The sequence below is a fragment of the Sphaerisporangium dianthi genome (genome assembly GCF_042654065.1).
Classification (GTDB): domain Bacteria; phylum Actinomycetota; class Actinomycetes; order Streptosporangiales; family Streptosporangiaceae; genus Sphaerisporangium; species Sphaerisporangium dianthi.
In genome coordinates, this window is sequence record NZ_JBHSFP010000080.1 from 1 (window position 1) to 7,294 (window position 7,294).

Annotated in this window: 6 protein-coding genes; 1 reads left to right on the forward strand and 5 read right to left on the reverse strand. The window is 72.3% G+C overall.

The window, feature by feature from the left end; all coding sequences use genetic code 11:
• Positions 1 to 271 precede the first annotated feature (271 nt).
• The 5 genes from ACFO60_RS40485 to ACFO60_RS40505 form a co-directional block, all read right to left on the reverse strand.
• Positions 272 to 1,156, reverse strand: coding sequence for an alpha/beta fold hydrolase (locus ACFO60_RS40485; protein ID WP_380852766.1), 885 nt, complete (start codon positions 1,154 to 1,156; stop codon positions 272 to 274).
• A gap of 213 nt (positions 1,157 to 1,369) precedes the next feature.
• Complete coding sequence (locus tag ACFO60_RS40490) at positions 1,370 to 2,314, reverse strand: RNA polymerase sigma factor (RefSeq protein WP_380852769.1); 945 nt, start codon at positions 2,312 to 2,314, stop codon at positions 1,370 to 1,372.
• Positions 2,315 to 2,717: 403 nt separating this feature from the next.
• On the reverse strand, positions 2,718 to 3,632 hold the full coding sequence (locus tag ACFO60_RS40495) for an SDR family oxidoreductase (RefSeq protein WP_380852772.1): 915 nt from the start codon (positions 3,630 to 3,632) through the stop codon (positions 2,718 to 2,720).
• 127 nt (positions 3,633 to 3,759) lie between these two features.
• Positions 3,760 to 4,251 carry a hypothetical protein gene (locus tag ACFO60_RS40500; RefSeq protein WP_380852775.1) on the reverse strand — a complete coding sequence of 164 codons (492 nt, stop codon included), beginning with the start codon at positions 4,249 to 4,251 and terminating at the stop codon, positions 3,760 to 3,762.
• A 205-nt stretch (positions 4,252 to 4,456) separates the two neighbouring features.
• Positions 4,457 to 4,942, reverse strand: a complete 486-nt coding sequence (locus tag ACFO60_RS40505) for a MarR family winged helix-turn-helix transcriptional regulator (RefSeq protein WP_380852778.1) — start codon at positions 4,940 to 4,942, stop codon at positions 4,457 to 4,459.
• Between the two features lie 116 nt (positions 4,943 to 5,058).
• Here ACFO60_RS40505 and ACFO60_RS40510 point away from each other — a divergent pair, with 116 nt between their 5' ends.
• Positions 5,059 to 7,158 carry an MMPL family transporter gene (locus tag ACFO60_RS40510; RefSeq protein WP_380852781.1) on the forward strand — a complete coding sequence of 700 codons (2,100 nt, stop codon included), beginning with the start codon at positions 5,059 to 5,061 and terminating at the stop codon, positions 7,156 to 7,158.
• Positions 7,159 to 7,294: the final 136 nt, after the last annotated feature.

A 7,294-nucleotide genomic window follows, 5' to 3' on the forward strand; every position in this document is an offset into this window, starting at 1 on the left:
CCGCTACGGCGTCTCCCACTTCTCCGGCAAGTTCCGCAAGGGCGGCTTCGACGACTTCCGCATCCGCGTCGGCGAAGGCACCCGCGGCGACTACGACTGGGGCCAGTACCGCTACCTCTTCTAAACCGCCCACTCACCACTCGTCCCAGGACCGGCGGGTCATCGCTCCGAAGACCGATGACCGCCGCTCCCGGCCGGAGGGGCGGCTTGGCCAGGACCCGGCCGGGGTGGGCTTGGCCGGGATCCGGCCGTCGCCCGCCCCGGTGGAGGTTCAGCGCGCGCCGGGAACCGATGCGCGGGTGAAATCGGCGACGGCGAGGGTGAACGCCTCGGGCTCTTCCAGGTGGCACATGTGGCCGCTACCCGGCAGGACGATGAGGCGCGACCCGGGGATGCCCTCGTGCAGCATCCGCGACCAGCGGGGGCCGCAGATGAAGTCGTGGGCGCCGGTGATGGCCAGCGTGGGGATCGCGATCGAGGCAAGCGCGTCGCGCACGTCGAACGGCGCCGGCTCCTCCCCGCGCATCGGGTCGATCCACGCGAGCAGGCCCGCTCGCATCGGCGCGAGCTCCTCGTGGGCCCAGTAGTCGGCGAAGTAGAGCGGCAGGATCCGGCGCAGCGCGGTGGTGTAGTCCTCGTCGGTGCCGGCGGCCAGCGCCTCCTGGAAGGCGTCCGGCATTCCGGCCGCCTCCGGCCGGCCCGGGTGCCGCTCCGGGAACCGGGCCACCTCGGCCATCGCGGAGTTCCAGAACTCCTCTCCGGTGACCGGTGAGGTGGCGAACAGGATCAGGCCGGCGACCCGGTCCGGGTGGTCGAGCGCGTAGCGCTGCGCGACGAATCCGCCGTGCGAATGCCCGAGCAGGAAGACCTTCTCCGCGCCGAGGTGTTCGACCACGCCGTGCAGGAACCGCGCGTAGGCGTCCAGCCGGTAGTCGCGGGGATCGTCGAGGCGGCCGGAGTTCCCGGTGCCCACCGGCTCCAGGTAGACCATGGTCAGTCGCTGCTCCAGTGACGGCACGCGGAGGTACTCCCAGGCGATGCCCGGGCCACCCGAGTGCGCCACGCACACGGGTCCGGTGCCGGCGACGTGGAAGACCTGCCGCACTCCGTCGATGAAGATCTCGTGCGTGCGCATGCCGGTGGCGGTGGAATCCATCTGGTCCTTCTTCACGATCACGGCCCGGCGGGAGCCGGGCCTCGGCCAACGCCAACCAGATGCGGGCCACGCGGCAGAAGTTCGGTCTCCCCGCCGTCTTTCTCCGGGACCTGAAGCTTTGCCGCGTCCGGCCCCACGGCGGCCGGTCCTCGGTCACGTGCCCGGCTCCTCGAATCGCCACGGACGCGCTGAGACGGGCCGGAGGCGCCGGTCTCAGCCGGCTGATCGTGCGGGGCGCGGGTGGAACAGCCGCAGGCGTCGCACCCGGCCGCCGCGAAGCAGGTGCAGCCACACCACACTGGGCGGGCAGTGGGCCGGGTCGTCCGGCGGACTGATCAGATCGGCCTCCCATATCGTGAGGTCCCGACCGGCCACCACGTTGGTGATGCGCTGACGCACGCCGTCCGCGAGGTCGGTCTCCATCCCCCGCAGTGCGAACCTCCGGCCGTCCGGCGCCCGTTCGCCGTTGGGTCTGACGAACTCGGCGTCGGGCCGCCAGTAATCCTCGATGACGTCGGCGAACGCCCCCCGCTGTGCTGCGGCCATCATCTGCTCGGCCTCCCGGCGGCGGGCCATGGTGACCGAGGCGGCGTCATCGTGCGCCAGGTCGGCCGTGCGGCGCAGCGCCTCGGGCAGCTTTGCCCTGGCCTGGCTCAGCCGGCTGCGGACGGTGCCGACCGGCACGCCGCACAGCGCGGCGATCTGGTCGTAGGAGGAGACGTCGCTGAAGTAACGCAGCAGGGCGACCAGGCGCACCGGTTCGGACAGCTCGTCCAGCGCCTTCCAGACCCAGTCGCGCAGTGAACGGCCGTCGAGCAGCTCCTCCGGTGTCGGCTCTCTGGACGGCAGGGCCAGCGACTCCATGTCCTCCAGCGGTATGGCGCGCGTCTCACGCAGACGCATCCGGCATCCGTTGCGGACGATCGCCCGCAGCCATGGGCCCACGGCCGCGGGGTCGCGCAGGTCTCCGATGCGCCGCATCGCGAGCAGCACGGCGTCCTGGACCACGTCCTCGGCGTCCGGCCCGTATCCGAGCACGCTCAGCGCGACCGCCTGCATGCCCGCCATGTGCCGCGCGATGAGCAGCCCGAGGCTCGCCGCGTCACCGGACCGCGCGGCGAGGACCAGCTCAGTGTCGGATTCCGCCTGCCGCGGCACACCGCTCTCCTCTCCGGGGGGCACCAGGGCTTTCCGGGGGCACCAGGGCGCCCCTTTCCAGATGCGGCGGCCCGCCGGAGAGTTCGGTCTCTCCTTCGCCCGATCTCCCGTCGGGCCGCACGCGGAGGCCCGGACGGCATGACGCCGCCCATGCCGGCGTGGCACGGACGGCGTGCCCGGCCTTCCGCCGCACGGACGGACTGCCCGGCCTTCCGTCACACGGACGGCGTGACGTGGTTCCGCGTTAAGCGAGGGGCGTGACCGGACCGGTGCCGGACGCCCTCCGCGACCACCTGGAGGTAGGAGGCCATTCTAACGGTGGGATGCGTCACCTGCGGAAACGCACCAGCGGCGAAGGGGACATCACCCGTGGGCGTGCCTTCACCGTCCGAGATCGGCGGGGTCAGCGGTAGCCGGTGGTATCGGCGGGTTTGCCCGCGTCTTGTACCTCCACGAGGTAGCGCCAGGCGTCGGGGCGGCTGCCGTCCACGTCGGTGAAGCCGTAGACCTGGGCCAGCTCGCCGCTGGACAGTGACCGGCCGTTCCAGCGGGCGCGCTCGGGGTCGGCGGCCAGCGCCACGACCGCGCGGCCGACGTAGGCGGGGGTCTCGGAGATGGCGAAATGGGGCTGCCCGGACAGCGCGTCACGCCAGTTGGCCTCGGTGACGCCGAAGGCGTCGAGCATGATCTCGGAGCGCATCCAGCCAGGGGTGAGCGCCACGGCGGTCGAACCATGGGGGGCGAGCTCTTCGGCCTGGGCGAACGCCATGCGGATCACCGAGGTCTTGGCCAGGTCGTAGAAGAAGGAGATGCGGTAGTTCTCGGCGTTGTACCCGGCGGTGCCGTCGGTCATCTCGACGACCAGGCCGCCCGGGTTCTTGAGCATCAGCGGCAGGGCGTGGTGGCTGGTGACGATGTGGGTGTCGATCGCCAGGCGCAGGATGTGCAGGCCCGTGTCGAGCGAGTGCTCCCAGAGCTTCTGGTTCCAGCTGAACAGCTGCTCGCCGCCCCAGATGTTGTTGACGAGGACATCGAGCCGGCCCTGCTCGCGGCCGATGCGCTCGACGAGCGCCTTCACCTGATCGGGCTCGAGGTGGTCGACCCGCACCGGGATCGCCTCGCCGCCCGCGGCGGCGACGAGCTCGGCGGTCTCTTCGATGGTCTCGGGCCGGTCGATCTCGGAGCGGTGCCCCCGTGTGCTGCGCCCCGTCACGTACACCGTCGCGCCGGCGGCGCCGAGCTCGACCGCGATGGCGCGCCCCGCCCCTCGTGTCGCCCCGGCGACCAGGGCGACCTTGCCTCTCAAGTCCTCGCTCATGCCCCGATCGTGCCAGGCCCCTCCGACATTTCCCCCTGGCGGCGAGGCCGCCGCGCGGCACGTCGTCCGCCGTGCCGCCGCGCCGGCCGTCGATGCTCCGCTCGCCGGACGGGGCAGTTCGCCGGGATCACTTCGACAGGTAAAGGATCTTCCACGTCCCCGCGTACAGGCAGTTGAGGGAGGGCTTGGCGGACTTGGGCTCGGAACAGACCTTCAGCTCGACCTGGTAGACGTTCTTGAACCTCACCGCGAAGCGCTTGGGGGAGCCGTAGGAGCAGTCGCGGACGCTGTGGTGCTTGAAGGGCAGGTTCCCCTTGCCGTCGCGGTAGGTGATGCGGAAGACCGCCAACCCGCACGACGGCTTGCGGCTGAGGTCGTAGACCTTCCCGGAGATCTTCACGGTGCCGGCGACCGGGATGTCCGCGTGGTCCTCGCCCGTGGCGGTGAGCGAGCCGAGGGCCTTGGCCGCGTGCCGCGGGGCGTAGTAGGAGCCCCAGGAGGTGGTGCCGGCGGTGACCGCGTCCGACGACCCGGTGGCGGCGGCCTGGGCGGCGATGGGGGCGAGCGCGACGAAGGCGGTGGTGATCGCGAGGCCGGTCAGGGTGCGGGTGATCCTCATCGGAGGCGGTCCTTTCTGTTCGTGATGACCGCAGTGTGCGCGGGGATGCTTTCACCTCCCTTGCGACCCGCTCTGCAAGCGAGTTTCAACCGCCCCACCCCGCCGCGGCTGCCCCGCCCCACCCGGCTCCGCCCGTGGCCGCTCCGCTCCGCCTGCCCTGCTCCGCCCGCGGCCGCCCAGGCGCGAAACCGGCGGGCTGGGGGCGTCAGCGGGGCCCGAGGCCGCCGCGGGCGGCGACGGACGCTTGGATGCTGCCGGTGAGGAAGCGCAGGATCACTTGGCGCTCCTCGCCGGTGAACGGCGCGAGTGCCTCCGACAGGTGCCGGGCGAGCGGAGTGAAGAACTCCTTGGCCAGGGTGACGGCCTGGGAGTGCAGGGCCAGTTCGACCTTGCGGCGGTCGGTCTCGCTGCGGCTGCGCTCGACGTGGCCGGCCTGCTCGAGCCGGTTCAGCAGCGCGGTCGTCGCGGGAGCGCTGAGGTTGAGCGCCGCGCCGAGGGCGCCGGGCGTGAGCGGCCGGCCCTCGCGCGCCGCGTCCATGATCACCACGACGGCGTTGAGGTCGGTGCGGTGCAGGCCGTGGTCCACGGCGAACCGCTCGACGAACCGGTCCAGCTCGACGTTGAGCCGGCGCATCAAGGTGATCAGCTCCAGCGGACTCGCGGCGTCGCCGCCGGGCTGGTCTGCCGACACGGTGGCCTCCTTGTTGTCGCCTGCCACGGTGGTTGCCGATGACGCTCGTCCCGCCCTACTCTTTCCAGGATAGAAATATTCCATCACCTGAAATAGTTGAGGCGGGGCGTGCCGTGATGAATCGACCAGAGCATATGGGCTGGGCGGCGCTGTGGGGCGTCCACGGCAAGTGGGCGACCATCGCCGTGGCCATCCTGCTCTCCGGCCTGGCGCTGGGCTTCGGCGGTGCGGCCGAGGTCGACACCGACCCGGCGGCGGCCCTGCCCAAGGGCGCGGAGTCGGCGACCGTGGTCCGCCTGCGCCAACAGCTGCCGAGCGGGCAGGTGCTGCCGGCGCTGGTGGTCTACAGCCGCGACGGCGGCCTGACCCCGCAGGACAAGGACGCCGTCACCGCGGACGCCGGCCGGATGGCCGCGCTCGCCGTGGGCGGTCGGACGCCGCCCCCCGTCTTCTCCGGAAAGGGCGACGTGGCGCTGCTGACCGTGCCGCTCGCCGGAGCGCTGTCGAACGCCGAGCTGACCGAGGCGGTCGGGCGCATCCGCGCCGAGGGCCGGGCGGGGCTGCCCGCGGGCGCGCGCGTCGAGGTGACCGGAGGGGCCGGTTTCCAGGTCGACCTGGCCGCGGTGTTCCAGGGCGCCGACATCACCCTGCTCGCCGTCACCGCCTCGGTGGTCGCCCTGCTCCTCCTGCTGACCTACCGCAGCCCCTGGCTGTGGCTGGTCCCGCTGAGCGTGATCGGCGTGGCCGACCAGGTCGCCGCCAAGGTCGTCGCGATTCTCACCCGGACCACCGGGCTGACCGTGGACGACTCCACCCTCGGCATCACCTCCGTGCTGGTGTTCGGCGCGGGCACGAACTACGCCCTGCTGCTCATCGCCCGCTACCGCGAGCAACTCCGCCTGCACGGCGACCGGCACTCGGCCATGACCGGCGCCGTCCGCTCGGCGGCGCCCGCCATCCTTGCCAGCTCGGCCACCGTGACCCTCGCCCTCGGCACGCTGACCTTCGCGCTCTCGCCGTTCAACCGGGGCATCGGCCTGGCCGGGGCGATCGGCATCGTCACGGCCGTGGGGTACGCCCTGCTCGTGCTGCCCGCCGCCATGGTCTGCTTCGGCCGCGGCCTGTTCTGGCCCTTCTCCCCGAAGCTGGGACAGGCCGACCCGACGCGCACCGGGCCGTGGGCGCGCGTCGGCGGCGCGGTCGCACGGCGTCCCGCCTTGATGGCCGCCGTCAGCCTGGGCCTGCTCGCCGTGCTCGCGGCGGGGGCGGCGGGCGTGCACAGCGGCCTGTCGCAGACCGAGCGCTTCCGCGACCGGGTCGAGGCCATCACCGGGCAGGAGACGCTGAGCCGGGCGTTCCCCGCGGGCAGCGCCCAGCCCGTGGTGATCATCTCCCGTACCGCCGCCGCCGAGCAGGTGCGGGCGGCCGCCGCCGGCATTCCGGGCGGCCCACGGGTGACGATCGTGGAGCGGACGCCTCAGTACACGCGGGCCGAGGCGGTGCTCGGCGCCGAGCCGGGCAGCGACGAGAGCTTCGCCGCGGTCAGGGCCCTCCGCGCGGCGGTCCACGCCGTTCCCGGCGCGAACGCCGTGGTAGGCGGCGCCGAGGCCTCCGACCTCGACGACCGGGACGCCGCCGCCCGCGACCAGCGCCTGGTCATCCCCTTGGTGCTGGCCGTGGTGCTGCTGGTGCTGCTCGCGCTGCTGAGGTCGGTCGTCGCCGCGATCACGCTCGTCCTGACGGTGGTCGCCAGCTTCGCCGCCGCCTTCGGCGCGGGATGGTTCGCCTTCACCCACTTCTTCGGCTTCCCGGCGCTGGACCTCAGCGTCCCCCTGCTGAGCTTCCTGTTCCTGGTGGCGCTCGGCGTGGACTACAACATCTTCCTGATCACCCGCGCGAGGGAGGAGACGCCGCTGCTCGGCACCCGCGGGGGCATCGTCGCGGCGCTCGCGGTCACCGGCGGCGTGATCACCAGCGCCGGCATCCTGCTCGCGTCGGTGTTCGCCGTGCTCGGCGTGCTCCCGTTGATCACCCTCACCCAGATCGGGGTCATCGTCGGCTTCGGAGTGCTGCTCGACACCCTCCTGGTCCGCAGCGTTCTCGTCCCGGCCCTGGTGACCCTGCTCGGGGACCGATTCTGGTGGCCCGGTACGCCGGGGCCGGCCGTACGCGACGCCGAGCGGGCCGGCCTGGGCCACGAGGCGCCGGTGAGGTGACGGTGACGCCCTAGAGCATGTCTGATAAATGATCACGGTGGTTGGGGTTAGATGATCCCTCGTGGTGAGACGTGGTGAGCTGACCGATAAGGCCTGGCAGCGGATCGAGCCGTTGCTACCCGCCACCGACGGTCGT